This is a genomic window from Brachybacterium halotolerans (assembly GCF_016623465.1).
Lineage (GTDB): Bacteria > Actinomycetota > Actinomycetes > Actinomycetales > Dermabacteraceae > Brachybacterium > Brachybacterium halotolerans.
This window is the reverse complement of sequence record NZ_JAEDAJ010000001.1, coordinates 513,134-538,528: the sequence shown is the minus strand read 5'-3', so window position 1 is coordinate 538,528 and position 25,395 is coordinate 513,134. Positions and strand designations below refer to the sequence as shown.

The window sequence follows — 25,395 nt, the reverse complement described above, 5'->3', positions numbered from 1 at the left end:
CGCCGCGCGGGCCCGGGCTCAGGCCGCGGTGAGCACCGCGGCGTCGGCCGCCTCGAGGGCCGCGGTGAGCACATCGCGCGAGGCGTGGGAGCCGAAGACGGCGCCGTCGGGCTCGAGGTGGCGGGCCTGGCCCAGCCCGTCCACGAGCACCGCGTCATATCCCAGCCGGTCCAGGAGGGACGCGACGCGGGTGGCCGCGACCTCGTCGTCCGAGGCGATCGCGAGGGCACGGCGATCGCTCGCCCCGGCCGGCCGCGGATGGTCCTCGACGTCGTGGTAGCCGATGTGGTTCAGGGCCTTGGCGACGCGGCTCGCGGACAGGTGCGCCGCGACCAGCTCGCTGCTCGAGAGGTCGGCGCCGAAGCGCGCGCGGGCCTCCTCGATCGCCGCGAGGTCCTCGGGACCCCAGGGGTTCGTCGCGTCGACGACGACCGCCCCGCGCAGGCGTTCGGGATCGAGGTCGAAGACGGCGTGGAACGGCATGGTCAGCACCACCACCTCCCCGGCGGAGGGCGTGCGCAGGCCGGCCACGGCGCCCGGGATCCGCGCGCTCAGCGAGCGGGGATCGCGGGAGGTCTCGACGTGCACGTGCAGTCCGCTGCGCACGGCCTGGCGCGCGATCGCGGTGCCGATCTTGCCGGCGCCCACGATGCCGACGTCGTGCGCGGGATGGCCGGCATCGGTGCTCGGAGTGCCGGCGGCGACGGCTTCCGCCTCGGCGAGCAGGGTGCGGGCGAGGGCGTCGTTGCGCCGGAAGACAGGGGCGTCGGTGCGGGGACGGGCGAAGGCGCCGAGCGGGAACTCGGAGGTCGCGGGACCGACGGCCCACAACCCCGGGACCGGCTCGCCCTCGGCGTCGAGCACCCGGCCCGCGCCGTCGGTGCGCAGACGGCCCGGGGCATGGGGATCGCTCGCTCCGATGTCCGTGCCGAGGCGGCGCAGGAAGGAGTTCGAGGAGCCCTCGAGCGTGGGCGCGGGGAGGTACGCGTCCACGAGCGCTCGGGTCCGCACCCGTGCGCCGCCTGCGCCCTCGGCGACGAACTCGCCGGTCTCCTCGTCGGCCGCGACCTGCAGGCGGGGACCGAGGAAGTGGACGAGGCCGGCGCGCTCGAGGGCGAGGATCTGCTGGAGCCGCCGCGGCGGCGGACCCGAGCAGACGAAGCTGAACAGGGAGTGCCACAGCCCCGGATAGCTGCCGCGCGAGGCGGGGGAGAGGCGCTCGGCGGGCAGCAGCCGGGCGAGCGCCCCGGTGATGCGCAGCAGCACCTGGAAGAGCGCGCGCGCCTGCGTCGGATCCTCCCCGGTGCGCTCGCGCAGGTCGCTCTCGATGTGACCGACGAGCACGTCGCGCGTGCGGCGCAGCGCCTCGGCGGCGTCGTCGGGGGCCGCGCCGTCGCTCCCGAAGAGCCCGACCAGCGGGTCGTCGAGCGCGGTGAGCAGATCCCAGCCCTCGCTGTCCGTGCTGCCGAGGGCGATGCCCGGGACCGCATGGCGGATCTCGGCGGCGACCAGGGGCAGCACGGAGCGCTCGAAGTCGACGTGGCCCTCGGCGTCCTCGGCGGCGTCGAGCGCCTCCGGCGTCAGGTGCGCGAGCTCGGCGGGTCCGGCGGGGACGTCCTCCCCGCGCACCTTCGAGTGGAAGGGCGTGCCGCGGCGCGAGCCGAGCCACAGCACGGGCTCCTCGCCGGAGGGCTCGTACGTCAGCCGGTCCGGGTCGCCCGCGAGCGGGGCGGGGGAGAAGCTGCCGCCGCGGCCCTCGGCGAGCAGGGCGATGAGGTCCACCGCGCCGAGGCCCATGCCTCGCAGGATCACGTCCTGGCCCGCGGCCAGCGAGGCCAGGTCGACGCCGTCGGCGTGCGAGGGCGAGGCGTAGACGCCGCCGTGGCGGGCGGCGAAGTCAAGGAGGTCGCGCTGCGCAGGAGTGGGGTGGGCATCGGTGTGGCCGACGGTGACGAGCACGAGATCGGCCGAGAGGGAGGTGCCGTCATCGAGCGCGACGCGCCAGGACGAGCCGGGTGCCGCGGCGCCCGCTGTCGACGCGTCGTGCTGCTCGATGCCGGTCGCGAGGCGGCGGTGGATGCGCACCTCGATGCTCTCGGGCAGGTCCGCGAGCACGCGCCCGAACACCCACTCGAGGTAGAGCGCCTGCACGCGGCGGCTCGGGAAGGACTCGGGAGTGAGCGCCTCGATCTCCGCGAGGCGCTCGGTGCCCGCCGTCGGGGCCGCGATGCCGCCCTCGCGGATGCCCTCGGCCCACTGCGCGAGGGAGGGGCCGGGGCGGACGGGCCCGTCGATGCTGGACGCCTCGTCCGTGAACATCGTCACGTCCATCGCGCGGGAGTTCATGAGCAGGAGCGGGCTCTCGTGCGCGTCCCAGATGCGTCCCGCACCCGGCGTGCTGGGGTCGACGAGGTCGATCCGCACGTGCGCGCCGGCGAACTCCGCGGCGTTCGCGCCGAGACGTTCCAGCAGGCCAGAGGGCCGCGGACCCGCACCCACGACGATGATCCGCGCGCTTCTCGTGCTCATCGGCGCTCCCTTCTGTGTCGTGATGTGTCCGGTCGAGACGTCTCCGCTTGCCACAACTAAAGACTCGCTTATACGGTCCATAACTGCAACAGGGGTGTTACGTGCGTTCACACAGATCCACCGCGTCCACGTCACCCCGGAGTCGACGACCGTCGGCCCCCTCGCCCCAGACCCACGACCGGAAGGCACAGCCGTGACCCTCACTGCACGCGACGCCGCATCCCGCACGCTCCGCACGAGCGGCGAGGAGTCCTGTGCCTCGGACATGCCCGGCCGGCCGGAGGACGACGGGGTCGAGGGCGGCGGTGCTCCTGCGGACCGCTCGCTCGACGCCCTGGGAGAGGACCGGATAGAGAGGCTGCGGGTCGCCCCCGCCCGTCGGCCGGTGCGCCGCGCCGTCGTGACCATCGTCGGCGTCCTCGTGCTCGCCGCGCTCGTCGCGATCGCCCTGAACCCGCGGTGGGAGTGGGGCGTGGTGGGCAGCTGGTTCCTCGCACGCTCGATCATCCGCGGGCTCGGGGAGACGCTGAAGCTCACCGTGCTCTCGGGTGTGCTCGGTTTCGGCCTGGGCCTCGTGCTCGCGCTCATGCGCCTCTCCCGCTCGCGGCTGGCCTCGGGGCTGTCCTGGACGTTCTCCTGGATCTTCCGCTCCACGCCGCTGCTGGTGCAGATGCTCATCTGGTTCAACCTCGGCTACCTCTACGACCGCATCGTGGTGGGCGTCCCGTTCACGAACCTCAGCATTCTCGACGCCCGCACGAGCGACCTGATGACCCCGCTGGTCGCCGCCGTGCTGGGCCTGGGCCTGCACCAGGCGGCCTACGCCTCCGAGCTGATCCGCGGCGGCATCCTCTCGGTCGACGCCGGACAGGTCGAGGCCGCGAGCGCGCTCGGCATCCCCGCGCGCGACAGGAACCTGCGGATCGTGCTCCCGCAGGCCATGCGCGCCATCCTGCCCTCGGCGTTCAACGAGGTGATCGGCCTGGTCAAGGGCACGGCGATCGTCTACGTGATCGCCCACGCCGAGCTGTTCTTCACCGTGCAGCTGATCTACGGCCGCACCCAGCAGGTGCTGCCGATGCTCATGGTCGCGACCCTCTGGTACATCGTCATCACCTCGCTGCTGTCCATCGCCCAGTACTACATCGAGCGCCACTTCGCGAAGGGAGCCGTGCGCACGCTGCCGCCCACCCCGCTGCAGCGCCTGCGCGCGAACCTCACGGGCCTGCGCTCGAAGAGCACGGAGGTGCGCGCATGACCGCCCTCGAGACCACCACGTCCACCGCCGCCGTCACGGCGCCCCGCGGGGGACGCGTCGAGGTCCGCGCGGCCCACAAGGCCTACGGCGACCTCGAGGTGCTGCGCGGGGTCGACCTGACCGTCGAGCCCGGCACGGTCACCGCGATCCTGGGCCCCAGCGGCTCGGGCAAGTCGACGCTGCTGCGCACGCTCAACCACCTCGAGGCCCTGGACCGCGGCGTGGTCGCGATCGACGGCGAGATCATGGGCTACCGCCGCCGGGACGACCTGCTGCTCGAGCTCTCCGAGAAGGACGTGCTGCGACAGCGCACCGAGGTGGGCATGGTGTTCCAGCAGTTCCACCTCTTCGGGCACATGACCGCGCTCCAGAACGTCGCGGAGGCGCCCCGGCGCGCGCTCGGCGTCCCCAAGCGCGAGGCGCTCGCACGCGGCCGCGAGCTCCTGGAGACCGTGGGCCTGGCCGCGAAGGCCGACGTCTACCCGCGCCAGCTCTCCGGCGGCCAGCAGCAGCGCGTCGCGATTGCCCGCGCCCTCGCCCTGCGCCCCAAGGTGCTGCTGTTCGATGAGCCCACCTCGGCGCTCGACCCCGAGCTCGTCGAGGAGGTGCTCGCCGTGATCCGTGATCTCGCGAGCGCCGGCACCACCCTGCTGATCGTCACGCACGAGATCGCCTTCGCACGTGACGTCGCCGACCACGTCGTCTTCATGGACGGCGGGCGCATCGTGGAGCAGGGGCCGCCAGAGCAGGTCATCGGCGCTCCCCGCCACGAGCGCACCCGCGGCTTCCTGCAGCGCATCCACGCCGCATGAGCACCCTTCGCGACCCGGGCCCCGTCGGCCCGCACCCCACTCACGCCCCCTCCGGAGAACCCATGACCCAGCATTCCGCCGACCCCGGTCGGCACCGGCTCCCGCGTCGACGGCTCCTCACCGGAGCCGCCTCCCTGCCCGTCCTCGCCGCGGTCGCGGCCTGCGCCGATCCGACCACGGTGAGCAGCGCGGCGGGCTCGGGCGGCTCCGACGGAGGATCCTCCGACGGCGGCTCGGGCGGCTCCTCGTCGATCGACACCTCGGGCACGCAGAAGAGGATCCGCACCTCCGTCGACGAGAAGCTCGCGAAGGCCGTGCCCGAGTCCTTCCGCAAGGACGGCAGGCTCACCGTCGCGACCACCGTGGTGGGCGGGCCGCCGCTGTGCTTCATGGCCGACGACAACAAGACCCCCATCGGCTCCGAGCCCGACATCGCCCAGCTCGCCGCCGACAAGCTGGGCCTCGACCTGGACCTGAGGATCACCAGCTGGGAGAACTGGCCGCTCAAGCTGAAGGCGGGCGAGTTCGAGGTCGTCCACTCCAACGTCGGCATCAACGACGAGCGCCTGGAGACGTTCGACTTCGCCTCCTATCGGCGCGCCTTCATGACGTTCCTCGTGAAGAAGGGGGCCGGCCTCGGGCTCGGCGAGCCCGACTCCGTGAGCGGGCGCGTGATCGCCGTGGGCAACGGGACCAATCAGGAAGCCCTGCTCATGCGCTGGAACGAGGACCTGCAGAAGGACGGCAAGGACCCGGCCGAGCTCAAGAACTTCTCGAGCGATGCCGACGTGCTGCTCGCCCTCGGCGCCGGACGCATCGACGCCTACTTCGCCCCCTACGAGACCATGAGCTACGTGGCCTCCACCCGGGACGACGTCGAGACGCAGGGGAAGATCGACGAGCTCTCGCCCGGCAAGACCCTGGTCGCCGCGACGTTCACGCGCGGGACCGGGATCGCCGAGGTCTACGCGAAGGCCCTCCAGGCCACGATCGACGAGGGCACCTACGCGAAGGTCCTGGACCGCTGGGGACTGTCCGAAGAAGCGGTGACCGAGAGCCGCGCACACACCAAGGAGAACCCGTGATGACCACACCGCCCGTCCTGACCGTCGACCTGCCGAGCACGCCCGCTCGGCTGGGGGCCGTGCGCGACCTCGCGCGGGCGCTCGACGCGGCCGGCCTCGGCGCCCTCAGCATCAGCGGCGACGCCGAGCGCGGTGACCTCCACCCGATCCACGTCGCCTCCCACCTCGCTCCGCTCACCCGCGCCCTGTCGCTCGTGGTCCGCACCGACGCGGTGGACGTCGAGCCCTTCCACCTGGCCACCCAGCTCATGAGCCTCGACCACATCAGCGGCGGCCGCGCCGGCTGGCTCGTCGAGACCCGCACCGACGACGAGGCCGCCCACGTCGTCGGACGCGAGGCGCTGGACCCCGAGGCGGCGCGCCGCGAGACCTCGGACGTCGTCACCGTGGCCCGCCTGGTCTGGGACTCCTGGAGCGACGACGCCGTGGTGCGCGACGCCGAGACCGGCGTCTACGTCGACGCCGCGAAGCTGCAGTACGTCGACTTCGAGGGGGAGACGTTCTCCGTGCGCGGCCCCTCCATCACCCCGCGCTCCCCGCAGGGCCTGCTGCCGGTGCTCGTGGCGGACGCCGACCGCGCCGCGGTCGGCGACACAGTCGCCGAGCAGCTGGCCGACGGCCGCGCCGTGGACGTCGTGCTCGACCCGGACGCGACCGCGCAGGAGATCGCGGGCGCGGTCCGCGAGGCGCTCGGCGCGGCCGGGATCGTCGGCGCCGAGCTCGACCCGCAGGCCGCGGACACGGCCGCAGCGAGTGCCGCCCCGAGCACGCCGCGCCTCGTGCGGCTCGTCGGTCTGCTGGGCCAGCAGGATCCCGCGGACGACGTCGCGCAGTCGCAGCGGGCAGACGCGGGCGAGGATGCGTTCCGACCCGCCGAGCTCGCCTCGCGCGTGGCCGACGCCGCCGCCCAGCTGCGCGCCGACGGGCTCGTCGCCCCGGCCCCGAGCGCCGGCAACACCCTGCGCGAGCAGTTCGGGCTCCCGCGCCCCGACGTCACCATCGACCCCGCGCGCCGCTCGGACCGCGCCCGCACCGCCCAGAAGGAGACCGCTCGATGAGCAGCACCACCGCCGAGCAGACCACCGCCGGAGCCGCAGCCTCTCCCGCCGACACCGACCACCCCATCCACGCCGCGCACACCCCGAGCGGCACCATCCGCCTGGGGGTCTTCTTCCAGGGCGTGAACTCCTCGACCGCCTGGCGGGCGCCCGGCGCCGGCGACCAGGTCGCCTGGGAATCCTTCGAGCGCCTCATCACGACCGCCGAGCGCGGCGTGTTCTCCGCCTTCTTCCTGGGGGAGGGGCTGCGACTGCGCGAGCACCAGGGCGTGCCGCTCGAGTTCGACGTCGCCGGCCGCCCCGATGCGCAGACCCTGCTCGCGGCGCTCGCCTCGATCACGAGGCAGATCGGCCTCGTCGCGACCCAGAACACCACGTACAACGACCCGGTCGACCTCGCCCGTCGCCTGCAGAGCCTCGACCTGCTCAGCGACGGCCGCGCCGCCTGGAACATCGTCACCACCGACAACGCCTGGACCGGCGAGAACTTCCGCCGCGGCGGCTACATCGACCACGCCGAGCGGTACGAGCACGCCGAGGCCTTCGTCGACGTCGCGCGACGGATCTGGCGCGGTGAGGACGTGGACCACCAGGGCCGCCATTACCACGTGCGCGCGAGCGGGAGACTGCCGCGCTCGCGCCAGGGCGAGCCCGTGCTCTTCCAGGCCGGCGTCTCCCCGCAGGGGCGCGACTTCGCCGCCCGCACGGCCGACGTCATCTTCTCGCCCTTCGGCGACCTCGAGCGGGCGATCGACTTCCGCCATGACATCGTCGAGCGCACGCTCGCCGCGGGCCGCTCGGCCGAGTCCGTGCAGATCTTCCCGGGGGCCGAGTTCATCCTGGCCGCGACCGACGCCGAGGCCGAGGACAAGCTGCGCTGGGTGCGCGAGCAGCAGGTGGGCCCGCAGCAGGCGATCGCCCTGCTCGAGCAGTACTGGGGCCGCGACCTCACCGCCTATGACCCCGACGGGCCGCTGCCCGACGTGGATCCGCTCGTCGCCGAGTCCGGTGTCACCCGCGGTGCCGGCTTCCAGTTCGAGAAGGCCCAGGAGCTGACGCGCGCCTGGCGCGAGGAGGCCGCCCAGAAGGGGCTGTCGATCCTCGAGTTCGCGCGCTCGCGCCAGGGGTCGCGCGGCAGCAGCTTCACCGGTTCCTACGACTCGGTCGCCGAGCAGCTCGCCGAGTACGCCCGGTGGGGAGCGATCGACGGACTGAACATCACCCCGTGGCTGATCCCCGGTGGCCTCGACGACATCGTCGACGAGCTCGTGCCGCGCCTCCAGGAGCGCGGCGTCTACCCGACCGAGTACTCGGGGACGACGCTGCGCGAGAACCTGGGGCTGCCCGCGCTCGCCTGAGGCGACACGGGGCGCCTCGCGGAGGAGCTCGGCGGCGCGCTCACGCCCGATGCAATCGGACCGCCCGCCAGCCGAACTCCTCCGCGCCCTCCGTGTGGGAGGCGCTGTCGTCGAGGAAGGCGACGCAGCAGCGGGGGACGGCGCGGCCGAGCACCCGTTCGATGCGCGCGTGGGCGAGGGCGAACGCGGCGGGATCGGGCTTCGCCTCGCCCAGCTCGGCCGTGTTCAGGACCCGCTCCCCATGCGGATCGAGGAGATCCCCGAAACGCCGCGGCGTGGGAACGGCGGGATCCTCGTGCGCGAGCAGCTCCTCCAGCTCCTCGCGCACCCGGTCGGTGCCGTTGGTGAGCACGAAGACCTCGATCCCCTCCCGCTGCGCGCTCCCCAGCAGGTCGAGGACATCCGTGTCGAGCCGGCCGCGGTCGTCCGCCCAGGTGCCGATGGCACGGCGGGCCCGTGCGGCGGGGACGCCCTGGTCACGGAGCGTGGAGAGGATGGACTCCCGCCAGGCCTCATGAGTGGCGCGGCCGCGCGTGACATCCTCGAGCAGCGGGTCGCGCAGCACGGCGCGGAAGGCGGAGCCCCGGGGGAGCCCGAGCTGCTCGTCGAGCGCCGCCCAGGGGGTCGTGTCGAAGACGCGCAGGACCCCGTCGAGGTCGCTCACGGCGACCCGGACGTCGTCCTCTGCGAGGAGCGCGCGATAGTCAGCGAGTGCGTCGAGCATCGGCTCAGCGTACGGTGCCCGACGCATCGGACCGGCCCCGGACGCACGGAAGCCCCCACCGTCTCCGATGGGGGCTCCGACGGGGAATCCCGAGGGATGGCCTGGCCGCGAGGGCCGAGCGCGTCCTGCTCAGGCGCCGACCTTCTGCACCTTGCCGGCCTTGAGGCAGGAGGTGCAGACGCTCAGGCGCGTGGGGGTGCCGTTGATCACGGTGCGCACGGTCTGGATGTTCGGGTTCCAGCGGCGCGAGGTGCGGCGGTGCGAGTGGGACACGCTCTTGCCGAAGCTCGGGCCCTTGGCGCAGATGTCACACGTGGAAGCCACTGTCGTCTCCTGAAGATCGAATCGTTGCGGGTGCCTCGCCCGCCGGACGCGCCCCGGCCGACGCTCGATCGTCGGAGGGTTCGCATACCGTGGTCGACCACAGGAAGAGCGGTCGCGCAAGGCAACCCCGACAGCATAGCCCACGGCTGCCGGGCGCCGGAAGCGCGGAGAGCGCCGCGCGCTGTGGATTCAGACACAGCGCCCCCTGCAGGTGGCACCATTGTCCCGCACGCATCCGTGCAGGCGAAGACCGGTAACGGGAGCCAGTGGCAGGGCAGGGCAGGGAACGGGGAGAGGGACAGCGCACCATGAACGCTGACGCGAGCGGCACGGGCCGCACGGCGCGCGCGCCGCGCCGCTCCTCCGGCGTGCCCGAGCTCTCCGAGCTCCTCACGTCCGCGGAGCTGCGGGCCGTCCGCGCGCAGGGCGCGGAGGACCTCGACGACATGCTGCGCCTGACCCCGCTGCGCTACATCGTCCCCGGCGAGCTGCGCGATCTGGGCGCGCTGCGCGAGGGGGACGACGCCACGGTGATCGTGCGTGTCGTCGGCTCGCAGGCCCGCCGCATGAAGCGCAGGCCCGGCTCGGTCCTCGAGGTCCGCGTCGCCGACGAGAACGCGCAGCTCACCCTCACGTTCTTCCTGCCCAAGGACCACATCGTGCGCTGGCACCAGGAGCACCTCGCGCCCGGCGCCCGCATCGCCGTGTTCGGCACGGTCCACTTCGACGCCCGCTTCCACCAGGGCGCCCCGCAGATCACGAATCCCCGCTACGAGCCGTACGACGGCAGTGCGGAGGCGCGGGCGCGGCTGATGCGGCCGGTCCCCGTCTACCGACTGCGCAAGAGGGCCAAGCAGGCCACGCTGCGTTCGGCCTACAAGAAGGCCGTCGAGTTCGCTGACCAGCTCACCACGATCCTCCCGCCCACCGTGCGCGCGGCCGAGCACCTGCCCTCGCTGCCCGAGGCCATGCGTCTCATCCACACCCCGCAGGACATGGCCGAGACCGAGCGCGGCACGAGGCACCTCGTCTTCGAGGAGGCCTTCATCCTGCAGACGATCTTCGCGCAGCGCCGTGCCTTCGACGCGCGCACGCCCGCGCCCGCCCTCCGCGCGAGCGGTCCGCTGCAGCCCCTGCTCGATGAGCGCCTGCCCTTCACACTCACCCAGAGCCAGGCCGAGGTCGGCGAGGCGATCCGCCACGAGCTCGCACGCTCGCGGCCCACGAACGTGCTGCTCCAGGGGGACGTCGGCTCCGGGAAGACCGTGGTCGCGCTGCGGGCCATGCTCCAGGCCGTGGACTCCGGCCACCAGGCGGTCCTGCTCGCCCCCACCGAGGTCCTCGCCGAGCAGCACCACCGCACCATCCTCAACCTCCTCGGCGACCTGGGGCGCGCGGACCACATGCACGCCCACCCCGACGCCACACGCGTGCGCCTGCTGACCGGCTCGCAGTCCGTCGCCGACCGTCGGCGCACCCTGCTCGACGTCACCAGCGGCGAGGCCGGCATCATCGTCGGCACCCACGCGCTGCTCACGGAGTCCGTCGAGTACGCGGCGCTCGGCCTCGTCGTGATCGACGAGCAGCACCGCTTCGGCGTGGACCACCGCAGGCGGCTGCGCACCAAGGGGGCCGACGGCAAGAACCCCCACGTCATCGTCATGACCGCGACGCCCATCCCGCGCACCGCGGCGCTCGCGACCGCCGGGGACCTCGACGTCCTCAGCCTCACGCAGAGCCCGGGCGGCCGCCCCGGCATCACCACGCACGTCGTCCACGAGGAGGACCCGGCGTGGGAGTCCCGCATGTGGGCGCGGACGGCCGAGGAGATCGGCGCCGGCCGCCAGGCGTTCGTGGTCTGCGCGCGGATCGACGAGCGCGAGGAAAGGGCGGACGTCGAGATCATGGGCGAGGTGTTCGAGGACCTCCCCAGCGGCACCGACCCGGGCCTCGAGCCGCGCGGCGTCACCCAGACGGCCGAGCGCCTGGCCCGTCGGCCCCAGCTGCACGGCGCGCGCATCGGCGTCATGCACGGCCGGCTCTCCGCTCAGGAGAAGCAGGAGGTCATGGACGCCATGGTCGCGGGCGAGCTCGATCTCCTGGTCGCGACGACCGTCATCGAGGTGGGCGTGGACCTTCCCAATGCGTCCGTGATGGTCGTGATGGACGCCGAGCGCTTCGGCATCTCCCAGCTGCATCAGCTGCGCGGGCGCATCGGACGCGGAGAGCACCCGGGCATCGCCTTCTTCGACACCCGCATGCCGCACGGCTCGGAGACCTCCGAGCTGCTCGCGAAGATCGCCGCGACGACCGACGGGTTCGAGCTCGCCGAGATCGACATGCGCCGTCGGGGGACGGGCGATCTGGTGGGGGAGGAGCAGTCCGGTCTGCACCGCACCCTGGAGCATCTGGACGTGCTGCGCGACGAGAAGATCATCGCGCGAGCCCGGGGCATCGCCTTCGACCTGGTCGCGGGCGATGTCGACCTCGAGGACCATCCGCAGCTCGCGGCGGCCGTGGAGCGCCGCCTGCGCGACGCGGACCCGAACGTGGAGAGGAGCTGAGATGCCGCGCATCATCGCCGGCGAGCTGGGCGGGCGCACCATCCCCGGCCCTCCGGGGAAGGGCACGCGTCCCACCTCCGACAGGGTCCGCGAGGCGCTCTTCTCCCGCCTCGAGGGCTGGGACGCCCTGCGCGGTGCGCGCGTGCTCGACCTGTTCGCCGGCACCGGGGCACTCGCCTTCGAGGCGCTCTCCCGCGGCGCGGAGTCGGCGCTGCTGGTGGAGATGCACGGGCCCACGGCGCGGCAGCTCGGCACGACCGCGGATCGACTCGGCCTCTCAGCGCGCTGCACGGTGCGCACCGGGAAGGCCGAACAGGTCGCGGCCCAGCTCGCGGAGGCCGCCGCGCCGGCCGACGGGGGATTCTCGCTCGTGATGCTCGACCCGCCCTACGACCTGCCCACCGAGGCGCTCGAGCAGCTGCTGCGCGTGCTGCGCCCGGCGCTCGCGGACGACGCGCTCGTGGTGATCGAGCGCTCGGGCCGCTCCCGCCCGCTCTCCTGGCCCGAGGGCTGGGCGGACGACGGCACCAAGACCTACGGCGAGACCGTGCTCCAGTACGGCGGCCCTGCGACCGACTGACCGGGAGGACGCGGTCAGCGGGACATGCAGATCTCCCGGAGGTCCTCCAGGGAGGGATCGATCTTCGCGCCGCCGTCGGCCCGGAAGCCGACCTTCTCGTAGAAGCGGCGGGCGCGCGGATTGTCCTCCACCACCCACAGGTAGGCGCGCCGATCGCCCAGCAGCTCCGTGACCAGCGCCTGCGCCAGGCCGGTGCCGTGGAACTCCCGGCCCACGTTGAGCGCCTGCAGCTCGAGCGGATGCGGGGCGTCCTCGTCCCGCCCGGCGCCGAGCATGAGGAAGCCGACGGGGGCGCCGTCGGCGTCACGGCCGATCCGCAGTCGCTCGTGCACGGTCCGCTCGCGCTCGGGACCGAGCATCCGGCGCCACATGGTGCGGCGCCGGCCGAGGGAGGCGTCGTCGTAGGCGAAGGACGGCACGATCCCCGTGTACGCCTCGCGCCACACGCGCGTGTGCAGGGCCGCGAGCGCGTCGGCATCGGCGAGCACCGGCACGTCGATCGTGAACCCGGGCCGTGCGGGCTGTGCGGACTGTGCGGGCGGATTCGGGGATTCGCGCATGGGCGCCAGTATGGCGCGCGCCCCTGTCCCGCCGTCAGCCCCAGTTCTTCTCGTCGGTCAGGCAGAAGAAGTGCCCGGCCGGGTCCTGCAGCACGATCCAGGTGTCCCCGGGCTGGGGCTCGACGCGGGTGGCGCCGAGCTCGACGCAGCGCTCCGCCGCGGCCTGCGGGTCGGAGGCGGCGAGGTCGAGATGGAACTGCTTGTGGCCGTCGTCCGGCCAGGTCGAGCGCACGTGGTCGGGGATGCGGCCGATGCCGAGGGCTCCGGAGGGGCCGGTCAGCATCGCGTAGTCCTCGGTGAGCACGGCGATCGGCCACCCCAGCACCTCGGACCAGAAGCGGGCCTCCGGCTCGGTCTCGGAGGCGTCGAGAGTCGTCATGGCAAGGCGTGCAACAGCGGTGTCGTCCATGGGTGGAAGACTGCCGCCATGGGCACGGACGCCGATAGGACGAAGGCGACACCTCCGCACATGTACGGCCATGTGCTGCGCCCCGAGGAGCTCCTGGACCGCGCGCGCTACGACTTCGCCCGGCCCTGTGCCGCACTGCGCCCCTGGGTGGAGCGGTACTGGTCGGTCCGCTGGGACCTCGCGGCCGGCAAGACCTTCCCGGTCGCGACCCTCGACGATCCGTCGGTCAACCTCACCGTCGAACGCGGCGGCGCGCAGCGGGAGGGCACGGACACCACGGGCACCACGGGCACCACGGAGGGAGCGGGCGTCTGGATCACCGGACCGGTGACCCGGGGACGCTTCGACGTGCGCCTGACGGGCAGCGGCAGCGTGGTGGGCGTGAAGTTCGCGCTCGGCGGGACGCGCGCGTTCTCGACGCAGGACCTGCGTGCACTGCGCGATCGCACCATCCCCGCCCGGCAGTGGTTCGGCGGGGCCGCCGTGCAGCTGGTGGCTGAGGAGCGGACGGGTGCGCTGCCCGAGGACGCGGTGTCCGCGGCGCCGCGGCTGGACGCCTGGCTCCTCGAGCGCGGGCCGACGGAGCCGCCCGACGCCCCGATGCTGCGTCGCCTCCTGCAGATCATCGACGAGTCGCCGACGCACTCGCTCGCCGACCTGGAGCGTCGAAGCGGCGTCCCGGCCCGCACGCTCCAGCGGCTCTTCGACCGAGGGCTCGGGGTGGGCGTGAAGCGGATGCTCGTGAGGGCCCGGGTGATCGACGCGACGGCCGCGCTCGATCGCGGCGACCCGCGCTCGTTGAGCGACATCGCCTCCGCTCTGGGGTGGTTCGACCAGTCGCACTTCATCCGCGACTTCCGGGCCATCACCGGCGAGACCCCTGCCCGCTACGCCCGTCGGGCCTCTGGCTGATCAGACGCTCCGCGCCGACCAGGGAGTGCCCGGGCGGGGCGATTCGGCGGCCAGGGTCGGTCAGCGGACGGCGGCGGGCCGACTCTCCTCGACCCTGGGCTCGGTCTCGGTCTCGGCCTCGGCCGCGCCGGCGCTGTGCTCCTCCGCGGCCGGCTCGAGGACCCGGTCCGGGCGCGAGTAGACGTTCAGACGCGGGCCGCGCACGAATCCCGCGAGGGTCAGGCCGGACTCGACGGCGAGCTCGACCGCGAGGGACGAGGGGGCGGAGACCGCGGAGAGCACGGGGATCCCGGCCATCACCGCCTTCTGCACCAGTTCGAAGCTCGCGCGGCCCGAGACCTGCAGGATCGTGCCCCGCGCAGGCAGGCGGTCGTTCTGCGCCGCCCAGCCCACGACCTTGTCGACGGCGTTGTGCCGCCCGACGTCCTCGCGCAGCACCAGCAGCTCGCCGCTCGCGGCGTCGAACAGTCCCGCCGCGTGCAGCCCGCCGGTCTTGTCGAAGACGTCCTGGTGCTCGCGCAGCGTGTCGGGCAGGGAGGCGATGAGCTCGGGGGCGATGCGCAGCTCGTCGTCGGCCACGCCGAAGGCGGAGACCGTGCGGACGGCGTCGATGCTCGCCTTCCCGCACACCCCGCACGAGCTGGTCGTATAGAAGTTCCGCTCGGTCGACCGGGAGGGCGGCGGCACGTGCGGGGCGAGCGTCACGTCGAGCACGTTGTACGTGTTCAGCTCGCCGCCCGTGCCGGGGCCGCCGCAGTGGATCGCCTGCACCACGTCCCGCGGGCCCTGGATGATCCCCTCCGAGAGGAAGAAGCCCGTCGCGAGCTCGACATCGTGGCCGGGCGTGCGCATCGTGACCGCGACCGGGCGACCGTTCGCGCGGATCTCGAGCGGCTCCTCGACCGCGAGCGTGTCGGGCCTGCGCGTGCTGCCGTACCCGAGGCGGATGCGGGTGATCGGACGGCTGGAGGTGATGCGACCCATGCCGCTCAGGGTACGCCGGGGGCTTGCTGCGGCAGGGACGGCCGAGGTCAGCGGGCGGCCTCGTCCTGACGGCGGTCCTGGACGAGGCGCAGAGAGCTCGGGGCCAAGCGGAGCCGGGAGCCGACGACGGGCAGACCGCCGCCGGTGGCCCGAGCGGCGGCCTCCGGGGAGACCTGGGCGATGAGGCCGTTCTCGGCCTCGATGCGGACGCGTCCCGCGCTCGCCTGCACCCCGATGACCTGACCGACCACGCCTGCTCGCCCTCGATGGTCATCGAGCGGCAGCAGATCGACGTCCTCCGGCGCCGCGATGCCCAGAGCGCTCTCTCCCCGTCGCGGCGGGGCGTCGGGATCGGGCACGCCGGGCAGCAGAGCGTCGCCCACGCGGAGGACCGGGCGCGCCGCGCCGTCGGCCCCGGGCGCGCACATGCCCTCGATGACGCCGAAGCCCGCGAGGCGCGCGCCGAAGCGGCTGCGCGGGGTCGTCGCGATCTGCTCGGGGGCGGTGCGCTCGCGGATCGTGCCCGACTCGAGCACCACGCAGCGGTCGGCCAGGTCCCAGGCATCGCTGAGCTGGTGGGTGACCAGCAGCGCGGTGGTGCCGGTGCGGGCGAGCTCGCGCGTGAGGAGCCCGCGCACGCGCGGCGTGGACTCGGCATCGAGGGCCGCGAACGGCTCGTCGAGCAGGATCACCGAGGGACCGGCGGCGAAGGCCCGCGCGAGGGCCACCCGCTGCTGCTGGCCGCCGGAGAGGCGGTGAGGGCGCTGGGCCGCGCGGTCGGCGAGACCCACCCGCTCGAGCCAGTCCAGGGCGAGCGCGCGGGCTTGGCGCCGACCCATGCCGCGCGCCCGCGGGCCGAAGGCGACGTTCGCGACCAGATCCAGGTGGGGGAACAGCAGCGGACGCTGCTCGAGCAGGGTGATGCCGCGCCGATGCGTGGGCACGCTGCGGCGACCGGGGGCATCGAGCACGCGCTCCCGGGCCTGCTCGCCGCCCCCGGTGACGGCGATGCGTCCCTCGGCGAGCGGGACGGCGCCGGCGAGGGCGCCGAGGATCGTGGACTTCCCGGCCCCGTTCGGACCGAGAAGGGCCAGGCGGCCGCCCGGGGGCACCTCGAGGCGGGCGCACACGTCGAAGCTCTCGCGGCGGACGACGAGATCGGCGGCGAGGCCCGCGCCCGTCGGCCGCTCCGATCCCGCGCTCACCGCACGGCCTCCTCGCGCCAGGAGCGCAGGCCGGCGACGATCACCACGGCGCTCACCAGCAGCAGCAGGGACAGCGCGAGGGCGGAGTCCTGGCTCACGCCGACCCCGTTGTAGGCCGTGTAGATCGCGAGGGGCATGGTGCGGGTGACGCCCTCGGAGTTGCCCGCGAACAGGGCGGTCGCGCCGAACTCGCCCATGGCGCGCGCGAAGGCGAGCACGGTCCCCGCGACGAGGCCCGGCGTCACCAGCGGAAGGGTGACGCGGGTGAGCACGCGCCAGCGGCTCGCGCCGAGGGAAGCGGCCACCCGCTCATGTCCCTGCCCGGAGGTGCGGAGCACCCCCTCGAGCGTGATGACGAGGAACGGCATGGCCACGAAGGTCTGGGCGACCACCACGCCCGCCGTCGTATACGGCAGGGAGAAGCCGGTGGCCTCGAAGACGGGCTTGCCGATCACGCCCGAGCGGCCCAGCAGGGACAGCAGGGCGAGACCTCCCACCATCGGCGGCAGCACGAGCGGCACCATCACGGCCGCCCGCAGCACCGCGGCCGTGCGGGAGGATGCGCGGGCGATGAGGAGCGCGAGGGGGAAGCCCAGGACCAGGCACGCGATCGTCGAGCAGAAGGCGGTGAGCAGCGAGAGCCAGAGCGCCGTCACCGTCGAGGGGGCGACCAGGTCCTCGCCGAGGGTGGACCAGTGCACCCGGGTGAGCATCCCGGCCAGCGGCAGCACCAGCACGGCGAGGCCCACCAGGGCGAAGGTCCGCAGCCAGGCGGGAGGTCTCACGGCGCGCCGAAGCCCGCCTCGTCGAGCACCTTCTGGCCGTCGTCGGAGAGCAGGTAGTCCTCGAAGGCCTGCGCGCCCTCGGGGTCCTTGGACGTGGTGCTGACCGCCACCGGGTACTTGTTCACGGCTTCGTCGGACTCGGGGAAGTCGACGCCCTCGAGCTTGTCGCCGGCGGCGGTGACGTCCGTGGTGTAGACCAGGCCCGCATCCGCCTCGCCCTCCGCGACGCGGTTGACGACGCTGGTCACGTTGGTCTCCTCGCTCACCGGCTTCAGCGTCACGCCGGTGGCGTCCTCGATCTTGTCGGTGGCCTGGCCGCAGGGGACCTCGGAGGCGCAGGTGACCACGGAGACGCCCGACGTCGTGAGGTCCTCGAAGGTCTTGATGCCCTTGGGATTCCCGGGGGCCACGGCGATCTCCAGCGTGTTGGTCGCGAAGATCTTCGAGTCGTCGGTGATGCCGGCCTCGGTGACGGGCTCGAGGCTCTTCTCAGAGGCGAAGGCGAGCACGTCGACGTCCGCACCGTCGATCGCCTGGGTGGCGAGCGCCTGCGAGCCGTCGTACACGATCGGCTTCACCTCGTACTCGGGGTGCGCCTTCGTGAAGTCCTCGGCGACGGTGTCCAAGGGCCCCTGCAGCGAGGCGGCCGCGAAGATCGTGATGGTCTTCGTCGAGCCGTCACCGGAGTCCGAGGCCGCGGAGTCCGAGGACCCCGAGCCCGAGCACCCGGCGAGGGCGAAGGCGGAGACGGCGAGCAGCGCACCGGCGCTGCGCAGGCGGGCGGTGGTCGACAGGGACATCAGGTGATCCTTCGATGCGACGGGAGGGGATGGCGGGACGGGAGAGTGGGGGAGAGGCGGACGCGAGAGGCCGGCGGGCGGAGCCGGGTCAGGGCGTCTCGACGATGACGGTGGTCGCCTTGACGACGGCCGTGGCCAGGGAGCCGACCTCGAGCTCGAGCTCGCGGACGGCCTCGGTGGACATCAGCGAGACCACGCGGTGCGGACCGCACTGCATCTGGACCTGGGACATCACCCGGTCGCTGACGATGCCGGTCACGAGGCCCACGAAGCGGTTGCGGGCGCTCGATCCGCGCTGCACGGGATCGCCGGGGCCGCCCGCGGAGGCCTCGAGGTGCGCGGCGAGCTCGCTGCCCTCCAGCACGGCCCGGCCCGAGGCGTCGGCCGAGGCGGTGAGCGCCCCGTTGTCGATCCAGCGCCGCACGGTGTCATCGCTGACGCCGAGAAGCGCGGCGGCCTCGCTCACGCGGAAGGTGGTCATGCGCTCCAGTACACCACGGACCCGCAGGTGCGGCGGAATCCATGCAAGCGGGCCGCGGATGCGGGTGTTCCCGCGCGGGCGGGACCGGTGCCGACGACTCCCACGAGTCGGCCGGGCTCGGATCCCGCGGACTCGGCCCCCGCCGTCGGGGACCGGTCCGCGACTAGCATGGAGAGCATGCTGACCTCGACCACGACCCGCCGGATCCAGCGCGCAGGGGCGAGGGCATGATCCCCTGGCAGGACCATCGTGCCCGCCTTCTTGCGGCGGTGCGCAGGCTCGATCCGGTGGAGCTGCCGCTCGCCGAGGCCCGCGGCGCCGTGCTCACCGAGGACGTCCGCACCGCGCATCCGGTGCCGCTGTTCGACAACTCCGCCATGGACGGATTCGCCGTCCATGGCACCGAGGCGCGCGTCGACGCGCGCCTGCGTGTGGTGGGCGACGTGCCCGCCGGTGCCGCGGAGGACCCGCCTCTCGGCCCCGGTGAGGCGGTGCGGATCATGACCGGCGCACCGATCCCGACGAGCGCCGATGCGGTCGTGCCGATCGAGAAGGTCCGGATCGATCCGACGGGCGGAGCGCCGACGGAGGCCGACGGGCTCCCCGCCTGGATCGAGATCCTCGAGGAGCCGAGGCCCGGCGCGCACATCCGCCGACGCGGCGAGGACACTCCCGAGGGCGAGGTCGCCGTGCCCGGCGGGGTCGAGCTCACGCCCTGGCGCCTGGCCGCGGCGGCGTCGGCCGGCCACGGCCGCGTGAGCGTGGTCCGCCGGCCGCGCGTCGCGGTCGTCTCGACCGGGTCCGAGCTGGTGCCCGCCGGGCAGGAGCTGCGGCGCGGACAGATCCCCGAGTCGAACGCGGTGCTGCTCGCCGCGGGCCTCGCGGCCGACGGGCTCGAGATCGCGGACGTCTCCTGGTTCCGCGACGAGGACGGCGAGAACCTCGCCCGGCACGTCCGCGAGCTCGCGGCGCAGGACCTCGCCGACGCCGTCGTGGTCAGCGGCGGCGCGAGCGTGGGCGCCTTCGACGTCGCCAAGCACGCGCTCTCGCCGCTCGGCGTGCACTTCGAGAAGGTCGCGATCCAGCCCGGCAAGCCGCAGGGGTTCGGCGTCGTGGACGACCGGCTCCCCGTCTTCTGCCTCCCCGGCAATCCGGTCGCGGTCGCCGTCTGCTACGAGCTGTTCGTCCGGCCCGCGCTGCGCACGATGGCAGGTCACGGGGACCTCTTCCGGCCCACGGTCCTGCGCCGGGCGCGCGCGGCATGGAAGTGCCCCGTGGGCCGTGCCCAGGCGTTGCCCGCGGTCATGGACGAGCGGACCGTCGCGCCCGCGAGCGCGGGCGGCAGCGGGTCCCATCTGGTGGTCTCCCTTGCCCAGGCGCACGACCTCGCGATCGTCCCCGCGGACGTCGACAGGGTCCAGGAGGGCGACGAGATCGAGGTGATGGTGCTGTCATGAGCGAGAACCCCCAGCCCTTCACCCACCTCGACGGCGATGGCCGGGCGCGCATGGTCGACGTCACCGAGAAGACGCCGACGGTGCGCAGCGCGACCGCACGCGGCAAGGTGCTGTGCACCCCGGAGATCGTCGCCGCGCTGCGCGATCGGACGGTCCCCAAGGGGGACGTGCTCGCCGTGGCCCGCATCGCCGGCATCCAGGGCGCCAAGCGCACCCCGGAGCTGCTGCCCCTCGCGCACGTGATCGGCGTGCACGGGGCGGTGCTCGATGCCGAGATCGAGGACGACGGCGTCGAGCTGCGCGCCACCGTGCGCACCGCCGACCGCACGGGCGTGGAGATGGAGGCGCTGACCGCCGTCTCGATCGCCGCTCTCGCGGTGGTCGACATGGTCAAGGGCCTGGACAAGTCCGTGGCGGTCGAGCGCATCGAGCTGGTCGAGAAGACCGGCGGCAAGAGCGGCACCTGGCGCCGCACCGCACACGATTGAGGAGAACCCATGCCCCGCAGCATCCCGCCCGAGCTCGAGCCCTGGATCGAGCAGCTCGCACCCGCCCTCGGACTCACGGCCGAGGAGGTTCCGACGAACCTGCTGCTGGGTCTCACCGGTCAGGTCGCCCATGGAGTGACCCGTCCGGCGGCCCCCGTGACCACGTACCTCATGGGGCTCGCGGTCGCCGCGGGCATCGATCCGCGGGAGGCGACGCGCGTGGTGAAGCACGAACTCGCCGTCTGGGAGGAGGCGCACCCGCAGGAGGACGACGCCTGAGCGATCCGCTCGGGGTGCGTTCCGGTCCGGCTCCAGTGCTCCCGCCCGGTCAGCCGCCGATGGCGGACATCGGGCGGTCGGGCTGCAGGAAGCCGGGGTCGTCGATCCCGTGACCGGGACGCTTGGCGCCGATGCTCGCGCGGATCATCCGGGCCACGTCCTCGTCGGAGCCGCCCGAGCGCAGCAGGGAGAGAAGATCCGACTCCTCGCGCGCGAACAGGCAGTTGCGCAGCTGACCGTCGGCCGTCAGCCGGACCCGGTCGCACGCCCCGCAGAACGGCGCGGTGACCGAGGCGATCACGCCCACGGTCGCATCGGTGCCGCGCACACGGAACACCTCGGCGGGGCTCGAGCCCCGGTCGCCGACGGGCTCGAGGTCGAACTCGGCGGAGAGCTTCGCGAGGATCTCGGCGCCGTCGACCATCGTGTGCCGCGACCAGACGTGGCCGGCGTCCAGCGGCATCTGCTCGATGAAGCGCAGCTCGGCCTCGTGATCGATCGCGAAGCGCAGCAGATCGCAGAACTCATCGTCGTTCACACCGCGCATGGCGACCGCGTTGATCTTCAGCGGACGCAGCCCGGACGCGCGGGCGGCGGCGATCCCTGCCTGCACGGCGGAGAAGCGCTCGCGACGGGTCAGCTTCGTGAAGCGCTCGGGGTCCACGGTGTCCAGGCTGATGTTCAGGCGCGAGAGGCCCGCGGCCTCGAGGTCCTCCATGACGCGGTCCAGACGGATCGCGTTGGTGGTCATGGAGATGTCGAGCGGCCCCTCGGGCCCCTCGATCGCGTGCAGGCGCCGCACCACGTCGACGATGTCGGGGCGCAGCAGCGGCTCTCCGCCGGTCAGCCGCACCTCGACGATGCCGACGCGGGCGAGGACGCGCGCGACGCGCTCGATCTCGTCCGTGGTCAGCACGTTCTCCTTCGCGAGCCACGGCAGGCCCTCGGCGGGCATGCAGTAGGTGCAGCGCAGGTTGCACTTGTCCGTGAGGGAGATGCGCAGGTCGCGGTGGACGCGTCCGAAGCTGTCGACGAGCGGGCCGTCCCAGACGTCCTCGGAGGACCTCGCGGCGGACGACGCGTCGGCGGGGCGGGTGGGGTCGTCGGGGTCTGCACCGGGCGACGACGGAGCCTGCGCCGTGCGCACCCGGACCGTCGGCGTGGGGAGGGCGACGGCGGTGGGCCTCGGCGCAGCGGCGGGAGCGGGCGGGTCAGCGCTCGGACGTCCGGGGTGATACGCGGTGGTCATGCGCTCAACCCGGTCTCGGCGAGGCTCCCCAGCCCTACCCACTCGGCGGTCCCGTCGGCCTCGACCTGGCGCTTCCACACCGGCAGCTCGGCCTTCACGCGCTCGACGACCTCGCGGGCCACGTCGAACGCGTCGGCGCGGTGCACGCTCGAGACGGCGGCGACGATCGCGACACCGCCCACCTCGAGCGATCCCGTCCGGTGGGACACGGCGATGCGCACGTCCTCGCTGTCGCAGCGCGCCGCGATCTCGCCGAGCAGCCGCTCGGCCTCGGGGTGCGCGGAGTAGTCCAGGCGCACCACCGTCCCGGTGGCCTCGGGATCGTTGTCGCGGACGGTGCCGATGAAGGCGGCGGTCGCGCCGACCTCCGGGTGGGAGACGGCGTCGAGGTGCGCGGCGACGTCCAGAGGGGCGGCGGTCACTGCTGTCATGACGATCATGTGTGGTCACCTCCGCGGACCTGGTCGGCCACATGGGCTGCGACCGAGAGGATCACGGGCATGCCGTCCTGCACGGCCCCGGGGGAGCCGGCGAGGTTCACCACGAGCGTGCGGCCGCGCAGACCGGCAACGCCGCGCGAGAGCGTCGAGGCGGGGAGGCGGTCGGCGACGACGGCGCGCAGGCGCTCGGCGATCCCGGGGATCGGTCGATCCAGCAGCGGGCCGGTCGCCTCCGGGGTGACATCGCGAGGACCCAGGCCCGTGCCGCCCGTGGTGACCACGAGCGCGACGCCGGCGTCGACCGCGGCGAGGATCGCACCGGCGATCGCGTCCCTGTCATCCGGGACGACGACGCCCTCGACCTCCCATCCGGCCTCCTCGAGCAGACGGGTGCCGAGGGGACCCGAGAGGTCCTCCCTGGTGCCCTCCGCCGAGCGGTCGGACACGGTGATCATCGTGGCTGACCTGTCCGGATTCTCCATGCCTCCACTGTAGTCGCGCACCGTGCGCAGGGGCAGGACGAGACGGGTGAGGTGCGGCGCGGCACCGAGGGGAGGGGTGCCGGGGCTGGTCAGCGCTGAGCCCGCCAGCCCCGAGCGGATCAGCTCGCGGGGGTTAAGCACCGAGCGGATCAGCCGACGGTGGATCAGCGGACGACGGAGGAGCGCCCATCGGCCCCGCCGAGCCGCGAGGCTCGAGGACATGACACAGAGAACAGTCCCGAGCACGGTCCCCGTCGGCCCCCGCGCCGACGCCCACCGGTCGTCCGGACCGCGCGCCGGATCCGACGACCCTGACCCGAACACGACGACCGCTCCGCCCGCACTCGCGGACCGCACCGCGACGGGGCTCCTGCACCAGCGGATCCTGCTGCTGGACCGGGAGCTCGAGCAGGACAACGGCGCCCAGCTGTGCGCGCAGCTCGTGCTGCTCGCCGCCGAGGACCCGAGCCGCGACATCACCCTGCTCATCAACTCGCCCGGCGGGCTGGTGCCCGCGATGCTCGCGATCGGCGACCTCATGGACGTGATCCCATGCGATGTGCGCACGGTGGCCCTCGGCATGGCCTACAGCGCGGGGCAGTACCTGCTCACCCACGGCGCGCCCGGCAAACGGTTCATCCTCACTCACGGCCGCGTCCTCATGCACCAGGGGTCGGCCGGGTTCGGCGGCAGTGCGGCAGACATCGAGCTCCAGGCCGAGGATCTGCGGAGGGGGCGCGACCTGCTCATCGACATCACCGCAGAGCGCACCGGGCAGTCGCGCTAGCAGGTCGCCCGGGACTCCGAGCGCGACCGCATCTGGGAGGCGCCCGACGCCGTCGAGTACGGCTTCTGCGACCACGTGGTGGAGTCCCTCGACCAGATCCTGCCGTTCGGCGAGCGACGCATGGCCGGCGCCCGCGCCGGGATCCGGGCAGGGATCCGGACGGGAGGCGCGTCGTGAGCAGTTATACGATCCCGTCCGTCATCGAGCGCACCAGCCACGGCGCCGAGCGCAGCGCGGACGTCTTCTCGCGCCTGCTCAGCGATCGCATCGTCTACCTGGGCACGCCCGTGGACGACGGGGTCGCCAACACCGTGATCGCGCAGATCCTGCATCTGGAGAACGACGCCCCGGACCGCCCGATCCAGCTCTACCTGAACTCCGAGGGCGGGGACGCGCAGGCCGTCCTCGCGATTCACGACGCGCTCGAGTACGTGCGCAGCGACGTCGCCGTGACCTGCGTGGGGCAGGTCGTCGCGGCGCCCGTGGTGCTGCTCGCCGCGGGAACACCCGGCATGCGCGCGGTGCTCCCGCACGCTCGCGTGGTGCTGCACCCCCTCGAGGCGAGCGGCCGCGGAGCCGTTCCCGATCTGATCCTCGCCACGCAGGAGGTCGAGCGCGTGCGCCGGGAGCTCGAGTCCGTGATCGCCGAGCACAGCGCGAAGGACCTCGCCACCGTCCGCGCCGACCTCGAGCGCGAGCGCGTGCTCGATGCGCAGGCCGCCGTGGACTACGGCCTCGCGGACAGGGTGCTGCGGAGGCGGTGAGGCCGGGCCGTTCCGGACGTTTCAGTGCGTTTCTGGCCGTCGTCGGAGTTTGACTGCTGCGCAACGGTCGTTATGAGGCCCCATAGCGACCGTTGCGCAGCACTGTCGGCGCGCTGACGACGATTCCCCAGTGCGGTCGGCGTCGTACCGGCGGGTGCACCGGGCAGGCCCGCCCCGCGCTGCGGCCTCTGAGGCCGCTGCTGCTGAACCCGGAGACCTCACCGGGATCTGACACATGGGGCCGATGTGACGTTCCCGCGGGAACGTCTGCGACAGACCGTGGGACAAAGATGGGGTTCTCAGAACGGGGACGGGATCACGGGCCGGGTTGAACGCTGCACGGTGCCCGGCGACAGGAGAAGGCAGGGGCCCGCACTGAGCACGGATGGCGCACTGAGCACGGACGCTGCGCAGCGGGAGGCGCCTGCGGTCAGACGAGCTTCGTCAGGCGGCGCTGAGCATCGGTTCGCGTGCTGCGGAAGACGAGAGACCATGGCTGACCGGGAGCCCAGGGGTCTGCGGGAGAACCTCATCGCGACCGCGGGCAGTGAGGTCCAGAACGACTCCCTGGCGCGCGGCTCCCGGATGCGCGGCCGTCTGACGCGCCTCGCGCTGATCCTCACCGTTGCGCGGGACGGCTGCCTGGTGGACCCGTCGGCCGATGTCGAAGACGCTGATCCCGAGCGCGCCGGTGATCGCCGCGAGCACTTCGCTCGACGGATCCTTGCGGCCGCGTTCGACGTCCGAGACGTGCTGCATGCTCACGCCGCTCGCCTCGGCGAGGCGCGCGAGGGTCAGTCCCTGTTGGCGCCGCTCCTCGCGCAGCGCCGCACCGACGAGCTCACGCAGCAGAGGTTCGGTGGCATCCATGCTCGGAGCCTACGGCGCGGAGCGGCTGGGCGCGCATGCCTCTGCTGTGAGCGGAAGAGGGGAGAGGTCTGGCGGAGAATTCGCTCGCCGCTGCGGGTCTGCGGGATCTAGCATCCCTCGCATGTTCTCCCTCTGAGCGCCTGCACGTCAC

26 protein-coding genes and 1 pseudogene are annotated in these 25,395 nt (G+C 73.2%); 13 read left to right on the top strand and 14 right to left on the bottom strand.

The window, feature by feature from the left end; translation table 11 throughout:
- Positions 1–18: 18 nt before the first annotated feature.
- On the bottom strand, positions 19–2,529 hold the full coding sequence (locus tag I8D64_RS02440) for an FAD/NAD(P)-binding protein (protein ID WP_200500893.1): 2,511 nt from the start codon (positions 2,527–2,529) through the stop codon (positions 19–21).
- A gap of 193 nt (positions 2,530–2,722) precedes the next feature.
- Here I8D64_RS02440 and I8D64_RS02435 point away from each other — a divergent pair, with 193 nt between their 5' ends.
- The 5 genes from I8D64_RS02435 (at position 2,723) to I8D64_RS02415 (ending at position 8,100) form a co-directional block, all read left to right on the top strand.
- Entirely contained in the window at positions 2,723–3,787 is a 1,065-nt protein-coding gene (locus I8D64_RS02435; RefSeq protein ID WP_343068400.1) for an amino acid ABC transporter permease, read from the top strand.
- A complete protein-coding gene (locus I8D64_RS02430; RefSeq protein ID WP_200500892.1) occupies positions 3,784–4,599 on the top strand; it encodes an amino acid ABC transporter ATP-binding protein in 816 nt (271 codons plus the stop codon). The genes I8D64_RS02435 and I8D64_RS02430 overlap by 4 nt, the downstream gene beginning before the upstream one ends.
- A gap of 62 nt (positions 4,600–4,661) precedes the next feature.
- Positions 4,662–5,684, top strand: a complete 1,023-nt coding sequence (locus tag I8D64_RS02425) for a transporter substrate-binding domain-containing protein (RefSeq protein WP_200500891.1) — start codon at positions 4,662–4,664, stop codon at positions 5,682–5,684.
- On the top strand, positions 5,684–6,742 hold the full coding sequence (locus I8D64_RS02420) for an LLM class flavin-dependent oxidoreductase (RefSeq protein WP_200500890.1): 1,059 nt from the start codon (positions 5,684–5,686) through the stop codon (positions 6,740–6,742). Before I8D64_RS02425 ends, I8D64_RS02420 begins: the two co-directional genes overlap by 1 nt.
- The gene (locus tag I8D64_RS02415) at positions 6,739–8,100 is read left to right on the top strand and encodes an LLM class flavin-dependent oxidoreductase (protein ID WP_200500889.1); all 1,362 of its coding nucleotides are present in this window, start codon (positions 6,739–6,741) and stop codon (positions 8,098–8,100) included. Before I8D64_RS02420 ends, I8D64_RS02415 begins: the two co-directional genes overlap by 4 nt.
- Before the next feature lie 40 nt (positions 8,101–8,140).
- Here the strand turns inward: I8D64_RS02415 and I8D64_RS02410 are convergent, their stop codons facing one another.
- Both I8D64_RS02410 and rpmB read right to left on the bottom strand, forming a co-directional pair.
- On the bottom strand, positions 8,141–8,824 hold the full coding sequence (locus tag I8D64_RS02410; protein WP_200500888.1) for an HAD family hydrolase: 684 nt from the start codon (positions 8,822–8,824) through the stop codon (positions 8,141–8,143).
- Positions 8,825–8,953: 129 nt separating this feature from the next.
- On the bottom strand, positions 8,954–9,148 hold the full coding sequence (gene rpmB, locus I8D64_RS17100) for a 50S ribosomal protein L28 (protein ID WP_152352778.1): 195 nt from the start codon (positions 9,146–9,148) through the stop codon (positions 8,954–8,956).
- A gap of 308 nt (positions 9,149–9,456) precedes the next feature.
- On the opposite strand from rpmB, the gene I8D64_RS02400 reads away from it, so the two are divergent.
- Complete coding sequence (locus I8D64_RS02400) at positions 9,457–11,712, top strand: ATP-dependent DNA helicase RecG (protein WP_200500887.1); 2,256 nt, start codon at positions 9,457–9,459, stop codon at positions 11,710–11,712.
- Position 11,713: 1 nt separating this feature from the next.
- Positions 11,714–12,292 (top strand): 16S rRNA (guanine(966)-N(2))-methyltransferase RsmD, encoded by a 579-nt coding sequence (rsmD, locus tag I8D64_RS02395; protein WP_200500886.1) that lies wholly within the window; start codon positions 11,714–11,716, stop codon positions 12,290–12,292.
- 14 nt (positions 12,293–12,306) lie between these two features.
- Here rsmD and I8D64_RS02390 read toward each other — a convergent pair whose 3' ends face one another.
- Together I8D64_RS02390 and I8D64_RS02385 are read right to left on the bottom strand one after the other, a co-directional pair.
- The gene (locus I8D64_RS02390; protein ID WP_200500885.1) at positions 12,307–12,852 is read right to left on the bottom strand and encodes a GNAT family N-acetyltransferase; all 546 of its coding nucleotides are present in this window, start codon (positions 12,850–12,852) and stop codon (positions 12,307–12,309) included.
- A 34-nt stretch (positions 12,853–12,886) separates the two neighbouring features.
- Positions 12,887–13,261: a VOC family protein gene (locus tag I8D64_RS02385; RefSeq protein ID WP_200500884.1), complete on the bottom strand. Its 375-nt coding sequence runs from the start codon at positions 13,259–13,261 to the stop codon at positions 12,887–12,889.
- An 18-nt stretch (positions 13,262–13,279) separates the two neighbouring features.
- Here I8D64_RS02385 and I8D64_RS02380 point away from each other — a divergent pair, with 18 nt between their 5' ends.
- Positions 13,280–14,173 (top strand): helix-turn-helix domain-containing protein, encoded by an 894-nt coding sequence (locus I8D64_RS02380; protein ID WP_246482637.1) that lies wholly within the window; start codon positions 13,280–13,282, stop codon positions 14,171–14,173.
- 60 nt (positions 14,174–14,233) lie between these two features.
- Here I8D64_RS02380 and fdhD read toward each other — a convergent pair whose 3' ends face one another.
- The 5 genes from fdhD to I8D64_RS02355 form a co-directional block, all read right to left on the bottom strand.
- A complete protein-coding gene (gene fdhD, locus I8D64_RS02375) occupies positions 14,234–15,157 on the bottom strand; it encodes a formate dehydrogenase accessory sulfurtransferase FdhD (RefSeq protein WP_200500883.1) in 924 nt (307 codons plus the stop codon).
- 47 nt (positions 15,158–15,204) lie between these two features.
- The gene (locus I8D64_RS02370) at positions 15,205–16,362 is read right to left on the bottom strand and encodes an ATP-binding cassette domain-containing protein (protein WP_200500882.1); all 1,158 of its coding nucleotides are present in this window, start codon (positions 16,360–16,362) and stop codon (positions 15,205–15,207) included.
- Positions 16,359–17,147, bottom strand: coding sequence for an ABC transporter permease (locus I8D64_RS02365; protein ID WP_343068399.1), 789 nt, complete (start codon positions 17,145–17,147; stop codon positions 16,359–16,361). The genes I8D64_RS02370 and I8D64_RS02365 overlap by 4 nt, the downstream gene beginning before the upstream one ends.
- Positions 17,144–17,947, bottom strand: coding sequence for a molybdate ABC transporter substrate-binding protein (gene modA / locus I8D64_RS02360; protein WP_200500881.1), 804 nt, complete (start codon positions 17,945–17,947; stop codon positions 17,144–17,146). Before modA ends, I8D64_RS02365 begins: the two co-directional genes overlap by 4 nt.
- An 88-nt stretch (positions 17,948–18,035) precedes the next feature.
- Positions 18,036–18,428: a TOBE domain-containing protein gene (locus tag I8D64_RS02355; RefSeq protein ID WP_200500880.1), complete on the bottom strand. Its 393-nt coding sequence runs from the start codon at positions 18,426–18,428 to the stop codon at positions 18,036–18,038.
- A gap of 227 nt (positions 18,429–18,655) precedes the next feature.
- Between I8D64_RS02355 and I8D64_RS02350 the strand changes: the two genes are divergently transcribed.
- The 3 genes from I8D64_RS02350 to I8D64_RS02340 are packed head-to-tail and all read left to right on the top strand — an operon-like array spanning position 18,656 to position 20,652.
- Positions 18,656–19,885, top strand: coding sequence for a molybdopterin molybdotransferase MoeA (locus I8D64_RS02350; RefSeq protein WP_200500879.1), 1,230 nt, complete (start codon positions 18,656–18,658; stop codon positions 19,883–19,885).
- Complete coding sequence (moaC, locus tag I8D64_RS02345) at positions 19,882–20,373, top strand: cyclic pyranopterin monophosphate synthase MoaC (RefSeq protein ID WP_200500878.1); 492 nt, start codon at positions 19,882–19,884, stop codon at positions 20,371–20,373. The genes I8D64_RS02350 and moaC overlap by 4 nt, the downstream gene beginning before the upstream one ends.
- A 9-nt stretch (positions 20,374–20,382) precedes the next feature.
- Positions 20,383–20,652 carry a DUF6457 domain-containing protein gene (locus tag I8D64_RS02340; RefSeq protein WP_200500877.1) on the top strand — a complete coding sequence of 90 codons (270 nt, stop codon included), beginning with the start codon at positions 20,383–20,385 and terminating at the stop codon, positions 20,650–20,652.
- 49 nt (positions 20,653–20,701) lie between these two features.
- Here the strand turns inward: I8D64_RS02340 and moaA are convergent, their stop codons facing one another.
- From moaA to I8D64_RS02325, 3 genes are read right to left on the bottom strand one after another with little or no spacing between them, the layout of a single operon-like run.
- Positions 20,702–21,901, bottom strand: coding sequence for a GTP 3',8-cyclase MoaA (gene moaA, locus I8D64_RS02335; protein ID WP_200500876.1), 1,200 nt, complete (start codon positions 21,899–21,901; stop codon positions 20,702–20,704).
- Complete coding sequence (locus tag I8D64_RS02330) at positions 21,898–22,332, bottom strand: molybdenum cofactor biosynthesis protein MoaE (RefSeq protein WP_343068398.1); 435 nt, start codon at positions 22,330–22,332, stop codon at positions 21,898–21,900. Before I8D64_RS02330 ends, moaA begins: the two co-directional genes overlap by 4 nt.
- Positions 22,333–22,337: 5 nt before the next feature.
- A complete protein-coding gene (locus I8D64_RS02325) occupies positions 22,338–23,045 on the bottom strand; it encodes a MogA/MoaB family molybdenum cofactor biosynthesis protein (RefSeq protein WP_343068397.1) in 708 nt (235 codons plus the stop codon).
- Between I8D64_RS02325 and I8D64_RS02320 the strand changes: the two are divergent.
- Positions 23,044–23,787, top strand: a pseudogene (locus I8D64_RS02320) (ClpP family protease). The gene I8D64_RS02325 and the pseudogene I8D64_RS02320 sit on opposite strands and share 2 nt — an antisense overlap.
- The gene (locus tag I8D64_RS02315; protein ID WP_200500874.1) at positions 23,784–24,374 is read left to right on the top strand and encodes a ClpP family protease; all 591 of its coding nucleotides are present in this window, start codon (positions 23,784–23,786) and stop codon (positions 24,372–24,374) included. Before I8D64_RS02320 ends, I8D64_RS02315 begins: the two are co-directional and overlap by 4 nt.
- Positions 24,375–24,818: 444 nt before the next feature.
- Here I8D64_RS02315 and I8D64_RS02310 read toward each other — a convergent pair whose 3' ends face one another.
- Positions 24,819–25,244, bottom strand: a complete 426-nt coding sequence (locus I8D64_RS02310; RefSeq protein WP_200500873.1) for a helix-turn-helix domain-containing protein — start codon at positions 25,242–25,244, stop codon at positions 24,819–24,821.
- Positions 25,245–25,395: the final 151 nt, after the last annotated feature.

What these genes read in the sequence shown, in the direction of transcription:
- I8D64_RS02310 (WP_200500873.1), bottom strand. Translation starts at nt 25,244, where the DNA reads ATGGATGCCACCGAACCTCTGCTGCGTGAGCTCGTCGGTGCGGCGCTG.
- I8D64_RS02330 (WP_343068398.1), bottom strand. Translation starts at nt 22,332, where the DNA reads ATGACAGCAGTGACCGCCGCCCCTCTGGACGTCGCCGCGCACCTCGAC.
- moaA (WP_200500876.1), bottom strand. Translation starts at nt 21,901, where the DNA reads ATGACCACCGCGTATCACCCCGGACGTCCGAGCGCTGACCCGCCCGCT.
- I8D64_RS02410 (WP_200500888.1), bottom strand. Translation starts at nt 8,824, where the DNA reads ATGCTCGACGCACTCGCTGACTATCGCGCGCTCCTCGCAGAGGACGAC.
- rsmD (WP_200500886.1), top strand. Translation starts at nt 11,714, where the DNA reads ATGCCGCGCATCATCGCCGGCGAGCTGGGCGGGCGCACCATCCCCGGC.
- I8D64_RS02325 (WP_343068397.1), bottom strand. Translation starts at nt 23,045, where the DNA reads ATGTCCTCGAGCCTCGCGGCTCGGCGGGGCCGATGGGCGCTCCTCCGT.
- I8D64_RS02415 (WP_200500889.1), top strand. Translation starts at nt 6,739, where the DNA reads ATGAGCAGCACCACCGCCGAGCAGACCACCGCCGGAGCCGCAGCCTCT.
- moaC (WP_200500878.1), top strand. Translation starts at nt 19,882, where the DNA reads ATGAGCGAGAACCCCCAGCCCTTCACCCACCTCGACGGCGATGGCCGG.
- modA (WP_200500881.1), bottom strand. Translation starts at nt 17,947, where the DNA reads ATGTCCCTGTCGACCACCGCCCGCCTGCGCAGCGCCGGTGCGCTGCTC.
- I8D64_RS02385 (WP_200500884.1), bottom strand. Translation starts at nt 13,261, where the DNA reads ATGGACGACACCGCTGTTGCACGCCTTGCCATGACGACTCTCGACGCC.
- I8D64_RS02390 (WP_200500885.1), bottom strand. Translation starts at nt 12,852, where the DNA reads ATGCGCGAATCCCCGAATCCGCCCGCACAGTCCGCACAGCCCGCACGG.
- I8D64_RS02420 (WP_200500890.1), top strand. Translation starts at nt 5,684, where the DNA reads ATGACCACACCGCCCGTCCTGACCGTCGACCTGCCGAGCACGCCCGCT.
- I8D64_RS02380 (WP_246482637.1), top strand. Translation starts at nt 13,280, where the DNA reads ATGGGCACGGACGCCGATAGGACGAAGGCGACACCTCCGCACATGTAC.
- I8D64_RS02440 (WP_200500893.1), bottom strand. Translation starts at nt 2,529, where the DNA reads ATGAGCACGAGAAGCGCGCGGATCATCGTCGTGGGTGCGGGTCCGCGG.
- I8D64_RS02430 (WP_200500892.1), top strand. Translation starts at nt 3,784, where the DNA reads ATGACCGCCCTCGAGACCACCACGTCCACCGCCGCCGTCACGGCGCCC.
- I8D64_RS02400 (WP_200500887.1), top strand. Translation starts at nt 9,457, where the DNA reads ATGAACGCTGACGCGAGCGGCACGGGCCGCACGGCGCGCGCGCCGCGC.
- I8D64_RS02350 (WP_200500879.1), top strand. Translation starts at nt 18,656, where the DNA reads ATGATCCCCTGGCAGGACCATCGTGCCCGCCTTCTTGCGGCGGTGCGC.
- I8D64_RS02340 (WP_200500877.1), top strand. Translation starts at nt 20,383, where the DNA reads ATGCCCCGCAGCATCCCGCCCGAGCTCGAGCCCTGGATCGAGCAGCTC.
- I8D64_RS02425 (WP_200500891.1), top strand. Translation starts at nt 4,662, where the DNA reads ATGACCCAGCATTCCGCCGACCCCGGTCGGCACCGGCTCCCGCGTCGA.
- I8D64_RS02355 (WP_200500880.1), bottom strand. Translation starts at nt 18,428, where the DNA reads ATGACCACCTTCCGCGTGAGCGAGGCCGCCGCGCTTCTCGGCGTCAGC.
- fdhD (WP_200500883.1), bottom strand. Translation starts at nt 15,157, where the DNA reads ATGGGTCGCATCACCTCCAGCCGTCCGATCACCCGCATCCGCCTCGGG.